Below are 18,022 nucleotides of genomic sequence, written 5' to 3' on the forward strand. Positions count from 1 at the left end.
AAAATATGCAAAATAAAATTCATTCGAATATAAAACTGCTTATCTAGCTATCCTTAATTAATGATTGCAGAAAAAAATTTTGACCAAGACAAATGATTGATACGCTTCTCCCAAAAATTGATCAAGAAGGTGATTTGGTCCAATCTATTTCTGATCGTTTTTCACCTTATCGTGTCTTTACTGCACAAGAGTGGTCGCAATTTCGTGCGGATACACCACTGACCTTGACTTTTGATGAAATCAAACGTTTACGTTCAATTGATGATCCTATTGATCTTAAAGAAGTGCAACGCATTTATCTTTCCTTATCACGTTTGTTATCATGCCATGTTGAAGCCGTACAGGAACTTTTTCATAAGCGTCAACAATTTTTACATCAAGAAGGAAGTAAAAAAACCCCTTTTATCATTGGGATTGCCGGCTCTGTTGCTGTAGGAAAATCAACCACTGCTCGCATTCTTCAAGAACTTTTAAAACGTTGGTCATCCAGTCTTAAAGTCGATTTGATTACAACGGATGGTTTTCTCTATCCTAATGCTATTTTACAGCAAAAAAATCGTATGCATCGTAAAGGATTTCCTGATTCTTATGATATTAAAAAGTTACTCTGTTTTCTTTCTGCTATAAAAGCCGGTATTGGGAATGTTCGTGCTCCACTTTATTCGCATATGACCTATGATGTTCTGAAAAATCAAACTATTACCATTGATCGTCCAGATATTTTAATTGTTGAAGGGATTAATGTATTACAAGTCAGTGATCTTCCTAAAGATGGAAAAATCATTCCTTTTGTTTCAGATTTTTTTGATTTTTCAATCTATGTAGATGCTGAAACAGAAGTTATTCGTCGCTGGTATTTGGAACGATTCAAACGTCTGCGTAAAACAGCTTTTCAAAATCCTGAATCCTATTTTCACCGTTATGCACACCTCAATGACAAAGAAGCTTCAAAAATTGCTGAAGACCTTTGGCAGACGATTAATTTGAAAAATTTACAAGAAAATATATTGCCAACACGACCACGATCTAATCTCATTCTACGGAAGGGAAAAAATCATTTGGTTGAATATGTTGCACTTCGACGACTTTAAGGATTTCATGAATATGCATTTACATCACATTTCTTTCAACTCAACACGTGTCGATAGTAGCTGTCCCATACTTTTGATTAACCAAACAAATCTGAGTGATTTATCGCTTGATGCTTCAACAACAGCATGGATGAAAGTGAATAATTTTACTGGAAAAGCAGGACAAATACTCTTTATTCCTCACGAAACGGGGCATTTAAAAAAAGTTTTATTTGGACTTGGTAATGGTGATGAACCTTTTATCACAGGGCTTCTCGCTCAAAAGATTCCTTCTGGACATTGGCATTTAGAAGGCACAGCCTCCCATGAAATAAATAGTTATCTTGGATTGGCTTTTGGAAGTTATCAATTCAACCGTTATCGTCAAAATTCTTCCTCCAAATCATTATCGATCTCTGTCAACGAAACGGTTGATCTCAATGAACTTCAACGAATTTATGAAACTGTCTTTCTCGTTCGTGATCTCATCAATACTCCTGCCAATGATATGAATCCTGAAACTCTCGAGAAAGAAGCACACAAACTAGGAAAAACCTATGGTGCTCATGTCCAAAGCATTTGTGGAGATGAACTTTTAACACATAATTTTCCAATGATCCATGCTGTCGGACGAGCCAGTAGTACCGCGCCACGGCTCATCGATCTGCAATGGGGACAAGAAAATCATCCTAAAATAACGTTGGTTGGTAAGGGTGTAACTTTTGACACGGGAGGGCTCAATATTAAATCAGCCAATAACATGTCAAACATGAAAAAAGATATGGGGGGTGGAGCACATGTTTTAGGGTTAGCTAAACTGATCATGGATGCGAAATTACCTTTTCGGTTGCGTGTTTTGATTCCAGCTGTTGAAAATGCAATTTCTGCTAATGCTTACAGACCAGGCGATATTCTGCAAAGTCGTAAAGGTTTGAGTGTTGAAGTTGGCAATACAGACGCTGAAGGGCGGCTTGTTCTTGCTGATGCATTGGCCTATGGCGATGAAGAGAGTCCACAATTCATGCTTTGTATGGCTACTTTAACAGGAGCAGCCCGGATAGCATTAGGACCAGATCTTCCTGCATTTTATTGTAACGATTCACTATGGGCACAACAAATTTCTCAATCTGCTCACTCTGTCTGCGATCCTCTTTGGCAAATGCCACTCTGGAAACCCTATAAAGAAATGTTATCATCACCAATTGCTGATCTTAACAATATAAGTGGAAATAACTTTGCTGGTTCTGTCGTCGCTGCTTTGTTTCTGAACTCTTTTGTTGAAAAAACCAAATATTTTGCGCATTTTGATCTTTATGGGTGGGTTCCAAAAGAAAAGCCAGGCGCCCCTGTTGGTGGTTCTGTACAAGTTATTCGTGCGCTTTATAACCTCTTTAAAACTGAAACCTAATGAAAATATCCATAAAGTGCATAATTCTTAAGTTTTAAAATTAATTGTTTATCGTTTTAAATTGTGTCTGCATTTCTTCAGTTATCATTATTCTGTTTAAAAGTAAAAAATGAAAGGTAAACAGATGATCTTTAAAGATCCAAGATTATATGCATTTAGAGATGATCTAGCAGATCAACGTCTTGAAACAGTCGTTATGGCTCAACGCTTTGTTCAAGGTGAAAAAAAGCGTGTTAATAGTGCTGTTGCTGGACTTTTTAAAGAAAACAATAAAAAAAGTGAAAGACAAACAGAGTGCTTATTTGGAGAAGAGTTGCTCATCTTTGAACAAAGCAAAACCATGTCGTGGGGGCAATCCCTTAAAGATGGTTATGTCGGTTATATTGATACAGCAGCTCTTTGTACATCAACAGTAAAACAAACACATGTCGTTTCAGTGCCACGTACTTTTCAATATTTACAAGATGACTTACGTGGACCAATAGAGTATGCCTTATCCATGGGAAGCAAAGTAAGTGTTGTTGATGAAACTGAAGTCCGTGGCACCATGTACTCTATACTTGAGAATGGAAAAGCAATTATTACCCATCATCTCAGTCCTATTGGACGTGTCTATGAAGATTATGTTACCGTTGCTGAAATGTTTATACGCACACCTTACCTTTGGGGTGGGGTTAGTGGTTTTGGAATTGATTGCTCAGGACTGGTCCAACTCTCTATGATCATGACCGATCAAATGGTTTTACGCGATACTGACATGCAGCAAAAAACTATAGGCAAGCAACTTACAGACAGTGATAAACTTCAACGAGGTGATTTGATTTTTTGGAAAGGCCATGTTGCCATTATGATTGATCATGAAAATATCATCCATGCAAATGGCTTCTCTATGGACGTTATGATCGAGCCACTAGAGGAAGCAATTAAGCGTATCGCTCAAAAAAAACAATATCCTATAGAAAAACGCCGTCCAATACTTGGCAACGAAATACATACTCCTATGTGATTTCAACGAAACAAAAAGTTCTGTTGTTACATTCTTCCATAAGGTCATTTTAAAACTTTAAAAGTAATAAGATAAATCAGAACAGGTTGTTCATCTTAGAGAGACTCAAACTGGTTTCACAAACTTGTCTCGATTGAATGAGGTTAATTATTGGTTTTTGCTTACAGCAGATCTTTAGAATTCATTTAAAAACTTTTATCAATATTTGTACATTGTGGGAATATTCTATAAGCCTATCAACCAGCTTACTGAATATTATTCATAAAATGACTGTTTACAGATAATTCTTTGATTCCAAATAATAAGTTTATGCATACCGAATGATATCTTTTAATGTTATATTATTTTAAATCCTCTTATTTTGAATAAAGAACTGTTCCATCACACTAAGAGATTACCATGTAATGTGAAAAGCAGTTTTAGAATGGAAGCCATATAATTAAATGAATATTTCAATGTAAGGACAAATGCAACATTGGAGAAAGGTCAAAAATGATAAAGCTAACTTATGACGTCATAAACGATAAAGAAGTGGTATGCTTCTGATTTTGCATTACGCATTCATAGGTAATGCTGATAGATAAAAGGAAGAGCATTTAAAATAAAAAAGAACACAACATTAAAGAAAACAATCGACCATTGTAAGGGTAATTTATATTGATGAAACCAACGTTTATCACAGAGGCAATCCCAATGATGATTAAGCTGTTGATCATATAAAAATTACAAATCTTCTATCATCAATATCTTATGAAAAAGATGCCTCTTATCTGTACGCAATGTTTTTCTTTCACAAATTCGTTAAAGAAGAACTTTTTTTAACACCTGAACCAATGGCTTATCAGCATCAGGCATAGGATATTTATCAAGATCATCAATAAAAATCCATTTTAAATTTTGCCCTTCCCGTCCTTGCGCAACTCCCTCATAATGGTCACAAAGATATAACGGCATTAAGAGATGAAATGTTTCATAAGCATGGCTTGCAAATGTTAAGGGTAATAAATTGTTCGGATGAACATGAACACCAAGCTCTTCCTCTAACTCACGAATCAATGATGCTTCTGGAGATTCACCTTGCTCAACCTTTCCACCAGGAAACTCCCATAAACCGGCTAATGATTTTCCTTGTGGGCGTTGTGTAAGCAAAACACGCTTATCTTGATCTAACAATGCGCATGCAACGACAAGAAGAAGTGAACCTTTTACACGCATACTACTCTCCAACAGAAATAGTAAAGATACATATATCTTCTATAATGCTCTCTGCTTTAAGAGGAAAGAAGTAAAAAACATCCTTTTTAAAAAATATACAGATAACGATATCAAATTTATGGTATATTGGTTAACTTCTATAATCGCCATTAAGCATGACGTACTCTTTCGTCAAATCACAAGACCAAACAGTCGCTTTACCAACGCCTAAACCGATATCAACACGAATTGAGATGTGTTGCCCTCGCATATAAGCACCTATTGTCTCTTCGCAATATTCAGGATCTCGTTCACCATTAACTGCCAAACGATGTTCACCAAACCAAATTGCTAAAAGATCACGATCTACTTCAACACCTGCCTTCCCAACGGCCATAACCACCCGCCCCCAATTAGCATCTTCACCAGCAATAGCGGTTTTTACAAGCGGTGAATTTGCAATTGATAAGGCTATAGTTTTAGCAGCTTTATTTGTTGTAGCACCAATCACATTCACCTCAATTAAATGGCGTGCACCTTCTCCATCACAAACAACTTGTAGTGCAAGTTCATGTAAAAGTGCACTTAAGTGTCTTGAGAACACCTCATAACGCGGATCAGTTTTACAGGTAAGGCAAGGAAAACTTTTTGTTCCTGTTGCAAACATCATGAGTGTATCTGATGTTGAGGTATCACTATCAACAGTAATTGAATTGAAAGATCCTTGAACGGCCTCTGATAACATGGATTGAAGGATATCCGAAGAAATAGCTGCATCACTTACAACAAAAGAGAGCATTGTTGCCATATCTGGTGCAATCATACCAGCGCCTTTTGCAATCCCATTAATGGTAACAATCTCTCCTCCACATTCAAATCTGCGTGTCGCAAGTTTGGGAAATGTATCAGTCGTCATAATAGCTTTTGCAGCTTCTAACCAGTTCCCTTCTCCTGCTGTCTCCACCATAGTTGGTAAGAGACTTACAATACCCGATGCATCCATTGGCTCACCAATAACGCCTGTAGAGGCTATAAAAATTTCATTTTCTTTAGCTCCCAAAGCGCTCGCGGCTGCACTCATGATTTCATTTGTTGTATGCCTTCCTCTGCGTCCTGTAAAAGCATTTGCATTCCCAGAATTAACAACAATACCCTTAGCAACCCCATGGGGAAGCGAAGCGCGACAATGTTCCACAGGAGCAGATGGACATTTTGAACGCGTAAAAACACCTGCCACACTTGTTGGCTTATCAAATATAATGAAAAGAACATCTGTACGACCTTTATACTTAATCCCAGCCTCAGCTGTTGCTATCCGCACACTAGATAATGGCGGAAGCTCTTGTATGTTTTGAGGAGATAAAGGAGATCTCTTTAAAATCATAGTCTACTCTCCATAAAAACAGATGAAATGATTGCAAATAGATAGCCTGTCACAAAAAAATGCTAGACTTTTTGAACAAAAGCAATCTTTCCACCCCGCCTGTACAGATATTCTCCACGTCTTTTTCCTTACTATTCTGTATCTTCTTCATCGGTTGCTTCATCCGGAAGCGGCGTTCCACTCTGACTCAGTGATTGCATCAATTTTGTAACATTAGGATCGGGATATTTCACATCTAACTTGCTGCGTAAATCAACAATCAGTTTTTGGTAACGCTCTTTTATCAATTGTGTACGCAACATCTCCTTAACATCATCAAATACAGGAGGTTGTTTCAAACGACGATCCTCTACCTTAATAACATGCCAACCAAAAGGACTTTCAACAGGTTTTTTTGTGTATTCGCCAACTTTCAGACCAAATGCAGCATCCTCGAAAGGCTTAACCATTTGACCATGGCTAAAGTAACCAAGATCGCCCCCAACAGCAGCAGAACCATCTGTTGAACTCTTTTTTGCGATCTCTTCAAAACTTTCCCCTTTACTTAAACGCTTAATGATAGCTTCCGCTTCTTTTTTCGTTTTGACCAAAATATGACGCGCTTTAACCTCATCTTCTTTGGGTAAAGCAGCAACTTCTTTATTATAAAGAGCTTCCAAATCAGTATCGGAAATCTGATCAACAATTGTCTGTTTAAAATAAAGCTGCTGAAGAACATTGTCACGCATAACAGCCATACGTTTATCATAAGTTTCAGTCTTATCGATGCCCTTACTAATTGCTGCTTTAGCAAGTGCCTGCATATCCAAATAAGCTTTTAAAACCATTATACGGCGTTGTTCCTCAGGAAAACGCGCTAAATTAGGATTTATCTCAAGCGCTAAATCATCCAACTGCCCTGCTGTAATATTCTTTCCATCAATAATTGCCATAACATGAGAGGAAGCAACTGTTTTTTCAGAAGCTTTCTCTAAAGTCTTTAAATCATTCGACGGTGAATTCAAACTCTCTTGAGCCATCACCTTTAAACTTGTGTTTGCTAATAAGGCTGATGTTAAAAAAAGCATGATAAAGTTGAATTTCATAAATATACTCCTTAAAAGTGAAAGCTGGTCCAAGACTCTTATTTTTTATCGTAACATTTTAATCTCTAAATAGAGATAAATAAATCAGTAATTTTACTTTAAAAAGCATAAACTCGTCTTTTTATCTCAATTTGTTGCACTCCATCTAATGCAGTCAGAAAACATGATAATATAAAAAAATGACACATTGCATCCCAAATTACTTTGTATTGTATCAATTAAATAGCATTACTAAAGTTGACACGGTGCACTTAGCCTCTTATCTCTACTTTATAACTAAAGTGAAAAATTGCACACCGACAAATATAACAGCGCCATTTGCATCTCGTTATATTAAATGTCTTGGAAAGTGCGGAGTATGGGGATAGCATATGAATTATCCAATAATAGTGACAACAATCAAAAGAAAGGGCCAGAGATGGTCAGTTTAGGTGTCTTTGCACGTAAATTTTTTGGTTCCGCTCATGAGAGACGTCTCAAAGCTCTTCGCCAAAAAGTTATACAAATTAATGCTTTAGAAGAACAATTTGTAAAATTAAGTGATGCGCAACTGTGTCAAAAAACTGACGAGTTTCGTAAACGCCTCATGGAAGGTGAAACTGTTGACTCGCTCCTACCAGAAGCTTTTGCGACTGTCCGTGAAGCAGCAAAACGTGTTTATGATATGCGTCCTTTTGATGTACAGCTCATTGGTGGAATGGTACTCCATGACTGTGGCATTGCTGAAATGCGTACAGGTGAAGGTAAAACATTAATGGCAACTCTGCCAATTTATCTCAATGCATTGGAAGGCAAAGGCGTTCATGTCGTTACAGTAAACGATTATCTTGCTAGTCGTGATGCTGAAACAATGGGAAAAATCTTCGGTTTTCTAGGACTCACGACAGGTGTGATTCTCCATGATCTTGATAATGATGCCCGTCGAGCAGCCTATGCATGCGATATTACCTATGCAACAAATAATGAATTGGGGTTTGATTATCTGCGCGATAATATGGCCTTTGATCGCAGTCAAATGGTTCAGCGTGGGCACCATTACGCAATTGTTGATGAAGTTGATTCGATCCTCATTGATGAAGCGCGTACCCCCCTTATCATTTCTGGTCCTTTAGAAGATCGTACAGACTTCTACAATCTCATCGATACATTTATTCCTGCCTTAATTCCAGAAGACTACGAAATAGACGAAAAACAAAAGACAACAACCTTTACCGAAATTGGTACTGAAAAAATTGAAAACATGCTTGAAAAAGCAGGATATCTTAAAGGTGAAAGCCTGTATGATATAGAAAATGTTGCTATCGTCCACCATGTCAATAATGCTCTCAAAGCCCATAAGCTATTTGTCCGCGATAAAGACTATATTGTTCGCAATAATGAAATTGTTATTATTGACGAATTTACGGGGCGGATGATGCCAGGACGGCGTTATTCTGAAGGACTCCATCAAGCTCTTGAAGCGAAAGAGCATGTTGCGATCCAACCAGAAAATCAGACTCTCGCCTCCATTACTTTCCAAAATTACTTCCGTATGTATAGAAAACTGTCTGGAATGACTGGGACGGCTACAACAGAAGCAGAAGAATTTAGCAATATTTATGGTCTCGAGGTTATAGAAGTCCCCACAAACTTACCAATACAGCGTCTTGATGAAGATGATGAAATTTACCGAACAGCAGAAGAAAAATACCGTGCTATTGTGCGTGATATCCGTCAGGCACACGAAAAAGGGCAACCTATTCTCGTGGGAACAACATCTATTGAAAAATCAGAACAATTGGCAGAACGTTTGCGAAAAGAAGGTATTACCGACTTTAGAGTCTTAAATGCCCGCTATCATGAGCAAGAAGCATACATCATTGCACAAGCTGGTGTTCCTGGAGCCTTAACCATCGCAACCAATATGGCCGGTCGTGGTACTGATATACAGCTTGGTGGTAATGTCGAAATGCGTATTCGACGAGAATTACAAGATATGCCTGAGGGAGCAGAGCGGACAGCTAAAATTGAAGAAATTAAAAAAGATGTTCAACGTCTCAAAGAAAAGGCTTTAGCTGTTGGTGGTCTTTATGTCATTGCCACGGAACGCCATGAGAGCCGTCGTATTGATAACCAACTCCGTGGTCGCTCTGGTCGCCAAGGAGATCCTGGTCGCTCAAAATTCTTTCTCTCTCTTCAAGATGATCTCATGCGTATCTTCGGTTCTAACCGTATGGATGGCATGCTGCAAAAACTTGGGCTGAAAGAAAATGAAGCCATTACCCATCCATGGATTAATAAAGCCCTTGAAAAAGCACAAAAAAAAGTCGAAGCACGAAACTTCGAAATTCGTAAAAATTTATTAAAATATGACGATGTCATGAATGATCAACGAAAGGTTATTTTTGAACAGCGTATGGAAGTCATGAATGCAGAGGATTTAACAGAGACGATTCTTGAAATGCGCAATGAAGTAGTCGAAGATCTGGTAGAGGCTTATATCCCATTTGGAACATATTCTGAAAAATGGGATGTGAAAACTCTACAAGAGAAAATTCGCCAACTCTTTAATCTTGAGCTTCCAGTAGAAGAATGGGCAAAAGAAGATGGAATTGCCGAAGAACAAATTTTAGAACGCATATCAGATGCTGTTACCAAACTTGAAAATGAACGGACTGAACGCTACTCTCCAGAAGTTATGGCTTATTTCCACAAAGCCATATTACTTGAAACAATTGATACTTTATGGCGTGAACATTTGGTAAGTTTAGACCATTTACGTTCTGTTGTTGGTTTTCGGGGTTATGCTCAACGAGATCCACTCAACGAGTATAAAACAGAATCATTTGAACTCTTTCAGAGCATGCTTAAAAATTTGCGCAGTATCGTCATTTCTAAACTCATGCGTTTTGAAATTATTCAGCAATCTACAGAATCCCTCACACCTGAGCAAACAGATGCTGATAACTTTGTTTCAAATGATAAAGGAGAAGAGAATATTCCTACCTTGTGGGCACAAACACAAGAAAATAAAATTGTTAACCCGAAAGCCCGTGATCCAAATGATATAACCACATGGGGAAAAGTTGGACGTAATGAGCGTTGCCCTTGTGGTTCAGAGAAAAAGTATAAACACTGTCATGGAGCCTTCGTTTAAAAAATAAAGAGTTAAACAGTTAAAAAGATGAATAAAAAACGAGATTATGAGCAGGAGTTACGCACTGCAGGTTTAAGAGTAACACGTCAAAGACGTATTATTCTCGATATTTTGATGGATACAGATGATCACCCGAACGCGTTTGAAATTTTTCAGCGTGCCCACAAAATAGATTCTAGTATTTCGCTATCAACTGTTTACCGAACCATGAAAATATTAGAAGGAAATGGAAAAATTCATCGTCATACCTTTAGTGGTGGACCATCTCGTTTTGAGCAAGCAGATGGGCAACACCATGATCATCTTATCGATGTGGAAACAGGACAAGTTATCGAATTTCAGTCTGATATCATTGAAAAGCTGCAAGAGAAAATCGCAAAATCCCTTGGTTATAATATTATTTACCATCGTCTTGAACTTTATGGAAAAAAACGTAATTCTTAAATTAATGATTCCATATAGATAGCCAAAAGGCTCGTCATGAAAATAAGACTTTATACAAGTTCCCTTCATAACTTATAGTTTTCATTGGTAGAGAATTTTCTACTCTATTACCCCTTTTTATAGAATGCTATAAAGCATTTAATCGTTAGTATTATTAACAAATTAGGCGAATATTATCATGGTTTCTTTGCCTCAAGATCGTATGAAACAGCTTGAAAAACGCTTTGAAATAATTGAAAGTCAAATGGCTGAAAATCCCAATGCTGAGACATATGTAAAACTAGCATCTGAATATGCAGAATTGCAACCAATCGTTACCTCTATAAAAACGTTGAATGCTCTTTACCGAGAAACCACAGAACTAGAAACTATCATCAGTGATAAACTAACAGAGAGAGAGATGCGTAACCTCGCTCAAGAAGAGTTACCATTATTATATCAAAAGATCGAACAACTTGAAAAAGAACTCCAGATTCTTCTTTTACCAAAAGATGTTGCTGATGAAAAAAGTGCTATTATTGAAATTCGAGCAGGAACAGGTGGATCAGAAGCAGCGCTTTTTGCTGGTGATCTTTTCCGCATGTATGAACGTTATGCCAATACACATAACTGGAAAGTTGAAATTGTTTCCCTCAATGAAGGAGAAGTTGGTGGATATAAAGAAATCATTGCTACCATTTCAGGTAAAGGTGTTTTTTCTAAACTGAAATTTGAATCAGGCGTTCATCGTGTGCAACGCATCCCTGAAACAGAAACAAGTGGACGTATTCATACCTCTGCTGCTACTGTTGCGGTGCTTCCAGAAGCTGAAGAAATTGACATCGAAATTCGTCCAGAAGACATTCGCATTGATACAATGCGTGCATCTGGAGCAGGAGGGCAACATGTCAACACGACTGACTCAGCGGTTCGTATCACGCATATTCCAACAGGAATTATGGTTGTGCAAGCAGAAAAATCACAACACCAAAACCGTGCACGTGCACTCCAAATTTTACGCGCGCGCTTATTTGATATCGAACGACAAAAAGCGGAAAGTGAACGTTCAGCTTCCCGTAAAAACCAAGTCGGCTCTGGTGATCGCTCGGAGCGTATTCGTACCTATAATTTTCCCCAAGGGCGGATCACGGATCATCGTATTAATCTCACTCTATATAAGCTTGACCGCGTCCTAGAAGGAGAACTTGATGAACTTATTCATGCACTTATATCCGATCATCAGACAGCTCTCCTTATGGAAATGGATAATAATGGATGAACGCGCATACTCTTAATGACACTATTCGGAAAACGAAAGAAAAATTGCATAGTCAAGGAATTTCTGAAGCTAATCTTGATGCAAAAATACTGGTTGAATGGATAACAGGGACAACTGCATTTGATAGAATTTCCAAACCAGATTTATGCCTCTCTTTTGAGCAAATTGCACAATTAGAACATGCTGTACAACGACGTATTTCTGGAGAACCAGTCTATCGTATTATTGGAAAACGAGAATTTTATGGTCTATCTTTCGCACTCTCTCAAGATACCTTAGAACCACGTCCTGACACAGAGACGCTCATAGATCTTGTTTTACCATACTTCAAAAAACATGCTGAGAAATCAGAACAAACAACATTTCTTGATATGGGAACAGGAAGTGGCGCCATTGCCGTTGCGATTCTTAAACAAATTCCTCAATCTTACGCAGTCGCTGTCGATATTTCTGAAGATGCTCTCAAAACAGCCACAAAAAATGCGAAAAATGCGAAAGTTATAAACCGCTTTACTCCCCTACTCAGTGATTGGTTTAATTCTGTCACAGATCAATTCGATTTTATTATTTCTAATCCACCCTATATTCCTGAAGAAGATATTAAAGACCTTGGAAGAGAAGTACGTCTTTATGACCCATTACGCGCTCTGAGTGGAGGACAAGATGGTCTTGATTTTTACCGAAAACTCGCTCATGAAGCAAAAGACTACTTAAAAGCAAAAGGTTTTGTCGCTGTCGAGATAGGCTACTCTCAAGAAAAATTAGTCTGTAATTTATTTAAAAAACATGGCTTTCAGTGTTTAGAAATGCGCAAAGACCTTAACGGTATACCTCGCGCACTTCTCTTTACCTGTAATCATTAAAATTCCCAATCATCATCCGTGGTAGCAACTGCCTTACCAATAACATAAGAAGAACCAGCACCTGAAAAAAAGTCATGATTTTCATCAGAACTTGGTGACAAAGATGCTAAGATAGCAGGATTAACACGACAAACTTCAGGAGGAAAAAGAGCTTCAAAACCTAAATTCATTAAGGCTTTGTTTGCATTATAATGAAGAAAAACTTTAACATCTTCCGTCAATCCAAGTGCATCATAGAGATCTTCAGTATATTTGCATTCAATATTGTAAAGATCGAAGAGCAAATTAAAAGCAAAATCTTTAATCTCTTGTTTTTTGGCTTCATCAAGTTTTGCAAACCCTAATTGAAATTTATAGCCTATATAATAACCATGTACAGCTTCATCACGAATGATAAGTCGAATGAGATCTGCTGTATTTGTTAATTTAGCGCGACTTGCCCAATACATGGGTAAATAAAAACCAGAATAAAATAAAAAACTCTCCAGTAAAGTCGAAGCAATTTTCTTCTTTAACGGATCATTTGCTTCATAACGCTCAAGAACTAATCTTGCCTTTTTCTGCAAATGAACATTTTCTTCTGACCACCTAAAAGCATCATCAACTTCTACTGTTGAACATAAGGTTGAAAAAATAGAGGAATAAGAACGTGCATGAACTGCTTCCATGAACGCAATATTCGTCAGAACTGCCTCCTCATGCTCTGTTATCGCATCAGAAAGCAGTGAAATGGCTCCTACGGTATTTTGAATCGTATCTAGGAGAGTTAACCCTGTAAAAACACGAATTGTTAACTGACGTTCTTCCTCAGTTAAGCTTGACCATGACGGAATATCATTAGAAAGCGGAACCTTTTCTGGCAACCAAAAATTTCCAGTTAAGCGGTTCCATACTTCAAGATCTTTCTCATCATGCAATCTATTCCAATTGACAGCGGAAACAACAGGATTCTTGGTTGTAATCTTTGTCATATGATTATCTCCTATAGACTACATGAAACACAGCCATCTACCTCTGTTCCACTCAATGCAACTTGCCGCAACCGTACATAATAAATACTCTTTATACCCTTTTTCCAAGCATAAATTTGCGCGCGGTTAATATCACGCGTGGTGGCCGTATCAGGAAAAAACAATGTTAATGAAAGACCTTGATCAACATGCTGTGTAGCGGCAGCATAGGTATCAATAATTTTTTCAGGACCAATTTCATAAGCATCCTGATAGAAGTTCAAATTCGTATTATCCATATAAGGAGCGGGGTAATAAACACGCCCAATCTTCCCTTCTTTGCGAATCTCAATCTTTGAAGCTATGGGATGAATAGAAGATGTTGCATTATTAATATAGGAAATAGACCCTGTGGGTGGCACTGCTTGAAGATTGCGATTATAAAGCCCATACTCAATAACTAATTTCTTGAGTTCTTGCCAATCCTTTTGGTCCGGTATCACGATGTTATTCCGTGCAAAAAGTTCTTGTACAAGCGCAAATTGCGATTTCCACTCCTTCTCAATATATTTAGCAAAAAAACTTCCATCTGCGTAGGTAGATTTTTCAAATCCTGCAAATACTTTTTGACGTTCACGTGCAATCAAATTGGAAGCACGTATTGCGTGGTATGTCACAGTATAAAAATAGATATTTGTGAAATCTATTGCTTCTGGAGATCCATAATAAATCTGTTCACGCGCTAAAAAACCATGCAAATTCATTTGTCCCAAACCAATCGCATGACTCTCAGCATTGCCCTTAGCAATCGAAGGGACACAAGCAATATTGCTCATATCAGAAACAGCAGTAAGAGCACGAACAGCAGCTTCTACCGTCTGCCCAAAATCACGACTTTCCATTGCTTTTGCAATATTCATTGAACCAAGATTACAAGATATATCACTTCCAATAGTGCGATAAGTTAAATCCGTCTCTAGTTCACTCGCTTCACTTACCTGCAAAATTTCTGAACATAAATTGCTCATACTTATCCGCCCAGCTATTGGATTAGCTCGATTGGCAGTATCCTCAAATAAAATATAAGGATAACCTGATTCAAATTGAATCTCTGCTAATGTCTGAAAAAAAACGCGTGCACTGATTTTCTTTTTACGAATCTTAGCATTATCAACAAAAGATCGATAATGCTCCGTCAAAGAAATATCACTAAAGGGTTTTCCGGTAACACGCTCAATATCATAGGATGAGAATAAGTACATATCCTCATTATTACGTGCAAGCTCAAAAGTAATATCAGGAATTACTACACCAAGCGAAAGTGTTTTAATTCTGACTTTCTCATCAGCATTTTCACGCTTTGTGTCCAAAAACTTCATAATATCTAAATGATGTGCGTGTAAATAAACAGCACCGGCTCCTTGTCGCGCACCAAGTTGATTGGCATAAGAAAAGGAATCTTCCAAAAGCTTCATTACAGGTAATACACCTGAAGATTGGTTTTCTATTTGTTTGATTGGAGCTCCTGCTTCCCGTAAATTTGTCAAACAAAGTGCTACCCCTCCGCCGCGTTTTGAAAGTTGTAAAGCTGAATTGATCGAACGGCCAATTGATTCCATGTTGTCTTCAACACGCAACAAAAAACACGATACTAATTCACCACGTTGTCTCTTTCCCGCGTTCAAAAATGTCGGTGTCGCAGGTTGAAATCGACCTGTAATAATCTCATCTACCAGAATCTCAGCAAGAGCTTTATTCCCTTGTGCTAAATATAAAGCCACAAGGCAGACACGATCTTCATAACGTTCAAGATAGCGCTTTCCATCAAAAGTCTTTAGAGTATAGCTGGTGTAATACTTAAATGCACCCAAAAAAGTAGGAAAACGAAACTTAAAAGCATAAGCACATTTAAAAAGCTTTTTGATAAAAGAAAAATCATAAAGCTCAAACAAAGCTTTTTCATAATAACCTTCCTCTATCAAGTAATCTATTTTTTCTTTCAAGTTATGAAAAAAAACCGTATTTTGATTAACATGCTGGAGAAAATATTGTCGAGCAGCAAGCCGATCCATCTCAAATTGAATATGACCATTCTCATCATAAAGATTAAGCATTGCATTCAGTGCATGATAATCCGTGATCTGACCTGATTTCTGTAATTGTTCTATACTGACTGTTTCCAAAACTCTTCCAATCCCTTCTTTACACAAATGACGTCTTCATCAGTTCCACGCAACTCAAAACGATAAAGGCAAGGCACAAAACATTTTTTAGCAATAATCTTGCTTGCTAAATTATAATAGCGACCAAAATTGCGATTCCCGCCTCCAATAACACCACGAATGAATTTGCGATTCTCAATTTCATTGAGAAAATGAATAACCGCTTTCGGTACAGCCCCTCTTCCTTCACCATCTGCATAGGTGGGAACAACTAACACATAAGGCTCATCAACGAACATAGACGGCTTTTTTTTATCAATCTTAAGGAGCCTTTGACTAAGCTGAGAGACAAAATGTTCAGTATTCCCCGTTGCACTCGAATAATAAACAATAAGTCCCATTAAACACAAAGACCACTAATCATATCTGGTCTAAAACCAGACCAATGATTTTCACCACAAACAACCACAGGAACCTGACGATACCCCAAAGATTGAACAAAACTATATGCCTGTTCATCACGGGAAATGTCCACAACACGATAATGGATACCTTTAGCATCAAAGGCACGACGCGTAGCGTCACATTGAACGCAAGATGGCTTACTATAAATAGTGATCGACATTTTTTTCAACTTTCATAATTTAAAAAACTAACCCTCAAAGGGTATTAATTCTGATAATTTTATAGATACTCAAGAATAATAAAAAACAGCAATTGTACACAAACACATCCTTGTTCAAACAACACATAGCTTCTCGAACACAACAAAAATCCCCATCAAATAGTTTTAAAAGTATGATGAGAATAAATGATCATTCTACAACTTAAATGGCAAAGCACCCCAGCTATAAAACAATCTTTTGCTTGCATTACAATTCCCTCCTGCTGTCTAAAAATCTGATGCTCCTCAAGCCACCTACGTCACGTGGCTTAGCTTTACTCTTTCATGCAAAAACCAACTACAAAAACGAACAGAGATTCCTTCGAAAAAGACATTTCAAAAGAAATATTACTCTCCTGTTGGTCAACAAACTCTTTACGATCATATTATGGAAATAACTTAGACGCCAAACGAAACACTCTATACCCTCACTTGTGCTTATTTAGAATCAATAATCATTTTGATACTATATATAGTATACACGCTCTCTCTTTCGTCAAGGCAAATTCAATCATTATTTTGAATTTTCCACGATCTTTCGTACTGACATTTTCAATTCATAAAACATACGTAATAATATAACATTTTGTTGACAAATGTTATATTATAACATAACTTTTTAAGATAAATAATTAAGGTGAAAGTATGAGTCTGCATTTCGACAGTGCAACATTAGGTTATGTGAATAGAATAGCTATAAAGAGTTTCTCAGCAAAATTAAAAGCCGGCTCGTTGGTAGCAATAATAGGAAATAATGGCGCTGGAAAATCTACACTGCTAAAAGCTGCTGCCGGATTGATTAAGCCTCTCAAAGGTAAGATTATAAAACCGAAAAAAAGTCGGGTGGCTTATCTTGCACAGCAATGTGATATAGATCAAACATTTCCCATTAATGTAGAAGCGCTTATAAAAACAGGGTTGTGGTCTTTTTGTGGATTATGGAAAAATCATCGCCCTTATTATCCTAAAATCCAAAATGCACTTGAAATGGTTGGCCTTACAGCCCTCGCTACACATTCCCTTGATACGCTTTCAAGTGGACAATTACAACGCGCCCTTTTTGCACGTATTATTGTACAAAATGCCGATATCATCTTGCTTGATGAACCTTTCAATGGTGTCGATCGTAGGACTCAAAAAGACCTCCTTGCGTTGATATCAAACTGGCAAAAACAAGGACGAACAGTTCTTACAGCACTTCATGATCCCCTCATTGTGCAAAATCATTTCCCTCATATGATTCAAATTAATGAAAAAAGCGCTTTTTATGGGGAAACAGAACAGTTTTTCCATGACACCCTTGATCATGTTATGCCACCTCTTACATCCCATTCTTTCCGTATCAGTGCACTAAAACAACATTTTCCCCTCAATGATTCTCGCCCTATTAGGTTATAA

General features: G+C 37.5%; 15 protein-coding genes. 8 read left to right on the forward strand and 7 right to left on the reverse strand.

Annotated elements, in window-relative coordinates; genetic code table 11:
• Positions 1-92 precede the first annotated feature (92 nt).
• The 3 genes from coaA (at position 93) to AC0QT1_RS02400 (ending at position 3,484) form a co-directional block, all read left to right on the forward strand.
• Positions 93-1,091 (forward strand): type I pantothenate kinase, encoded by a 999-nt coding sequence (gene coaA / locus AC0QT1_RS02390; protein ID WP_473200083.1) that lies wholly within the window; start codon positions 93-95, stop codon positions 1,089-1,091.
• A gap of 13 nt (positions 1,092-1,104) precedes the next feature.
• Complete coding sequence (locus AC0QT1_RS02395) at positions 1,105-2,478, forward strand: leucyl aminopeptidase family protein (protein WP_473200229.1); 1,374 nt, start codon at positions 1,105-1,107, stop codon at positions 2,476-2,478.
• A 124-nt stretch (positions 2,479-2,602) separates the two neighbouring features.
• Positions 2,603-3,484 carry a C40 family peptidase gene (locus tag AC0QT1_RS02400; RefSeq protein WP_473201568.1) on the forward strand — a complete coding sequence of 294 codons (882 nt, stop codon included), beginning with the start codon at positions 2,603-2,605 and terminating at the stop codon, positions 3,482-3,484.
• Positions 3,485-4,285: 801 nt separating this feature from the next.
• Here AC0QT1_RS02400 and AC0QT1_RS02405 read toward each other — a convergent pair.
• The 3 genes from AC0QT1_RS02405 to AC0QT1_RS02415 all read right to left on the reverse strand — a co-directional run bounded on the left by AC0QT1_RS02405 (position 4,286) and on the right by AC0QT1_RS02415 (position 7,147).
• Positions 4,286-4,699 (reverse strand): (deoxy)nucleoside triphosphate pyrophosphohydrolase, encoded by a 414-nt coding sequence (locus AC0QT1_RS02405; protein ID WP_473201569.1) that lies wholly within the window; start codon positions 4,697-4,699, stop codon positions 4,286-4,288.
• A gap of 130 nt (positions 4,700-4,829) precedes the next feature.
• A complete protein-coding gene (gene argJ / locus AC0QT1_RS02410; protein ID WP_473200080.1) occupies positions 4,830-6,062 on the reverse strand; it encodes a bifunctional glutamate N-acetyltransferase/amino-acid acetyltransferase ArgJ in 1,233 nt (410 codons plus the stop codon).
• 131 nt (positions 6,063-6,193) lie between these two features.
• Positions 6,194-7,147 carry a peptidylprolyl isomerase gene (locus AC0QT1_RS02415; protein ID WP_473200079.1) on the reverse strand — a complete coding sequence of 318 codons (954 nt, stop codon included), beginning with the start codon at positions 7,145-7,147 and terminating at the stop codon, positions 6,194-6,196.
• A 418-nt stretch (positions 7,148-7,565) separates the two neighbouring features.
• Here AC0QT1_RS02415 and secA point away from each other — a divergent pair, with 418 nt between their 5' ends.
• The 4 genes from secA (at position 7,566) to prmC (ending at position 12,848) form a co-directional block, all read left to right on the forward strand.
• The gene (gene secA, locus AC0QT1_RS02420; RefSeq protein ID WP_473200228.1) at positions 7,566-10,283 is read left to right on the forward strand and encodes a preprotein translocase subunit SecA; all 2,718 of its coding nucleotides are present in this window, start codon (positions 7,566-7,568) and stop codon (positions 10,281-10,283) included.
• Positions 10,284-10,310: 27 nt separating this feature from the next.
• On the forward strand, positions 10,311-10,727 hold the full coding sequence (locus tag AC0QT1_RS02425; protein WP_473200078.1) for a Fur family transcriptional regulator: 417 nt from the start codon (positions 10,311-10,313) through the stop codon (positions 10,725-10,727).
• Between the two features lie 178 nt (positions 10,728-10,905).
• A complete protein-coding gene (gene prfA / locus AC0QT1_RS02430) occupies positions 10,906-11,985 on the forward strand; it encodes a peptide chain release factor 1 (protein WP_473200077.1) in 1,080 nt (359 codons plus the stop codon).
• On the forward strand, positions 11,982-12,848 hold the full coding sequence (gene prmC / locus AC0QT1_RS02435) for a peptide chain release factor N(5)-glutamine methyltransferase (RefSeq protein WP_473201570.1): 867 nt from the start codon (positions 11,982-11,984) through the stop codon (positions 12,846-12,848). The genes prfA and prmC overlap by 4 nt, the downstream gene beginning before the upstream one ends.
• Here prmC and nrdF read toward each other — a convergent pair.
• The 4 genes from nrdF to nrdH are packed head-to-tail and all read right to left on the reverse strand — an operon-like array spanning position 12,845 to position 16,585.
• The gene (nrdF, locus tag AC0QT1_RS02440) at positions 12,845-13,819 is read right to left on the reverse strand and encodes a class 1b ribonucleoside-diphosphate reductase subunit beta (protein ID WP_473200075.1); all 975 of its coding nucleotides are present in this window, start codon (positions 13,817-13,819) and stop codon (positions 12,845-12,847) included. The genes prmC and nrdF overlap by 4 nt on opposite strands.
• Before the next feature lie 11 nt (positions 13,820-13,830).
• Positions 13,831-15,981 carry a class 1b ribonucleoside-diphosphate reductase subunit alpha gene (nrdE, locus tag AC0QT1_RS02445; protein ID WP_473201571.1) on the reverse strand — a complete coding sequence of 717 codons (2,151 nt, stop codon included), beginning with the start codon at positions 15,979-15,981 and terminating at the stop codon, positions 13,831-13,833.
• The gene (gene nrdI, locus AC0QT1_RS02450; protein ID WP_473200073.1) at positions 15,963-16,361 is read right to left on the reverse strand and encodes a class Ib ribonucleoside-diphosphate reductase assembly flavoprotein NrdI; all 399 of its coding nucleotides are present in this window, start codon (positions 16,359-16,361) and stop codon (positions 15,963-15,965) included. The genes nrdE and nrdI overlap by 19 nt, the downstream gene beginning before the upstream one ends.
• Positions 16,361-16,585, reverse strand: a complete 225-nt coding sequence (gene nrdH / locus AC0QT1_RS02455) for a glutaredoxin-like protein NrdH (RefSeq protein WP_208441613.1) — start codon at positions 16,583-16,585, stop codon at positions 16,361-16,363. Before nrdH ends, nrdI begins: the two co-directional genes overlap by 1 nt.
• Positions 16,586-17,269: 684 nt before the next feature.
• Between nrdH and AC0QT1_RS02460 the strand changes: the two genes are divergently transcribed.
• Positions 17,270-18,022, forward strand: a complete 753-nt coding sequence (locus tag AC0QT1_RS02460) for an ABC transporter ATP-binding protein (RefSeq protein WP_473200072.1) — start codon at positions 17,270-17,272, stop codon at positions 18,020-18,022.

It is taken from the genome of Bartonella sp. P12B (assembly GCF_055796185.1).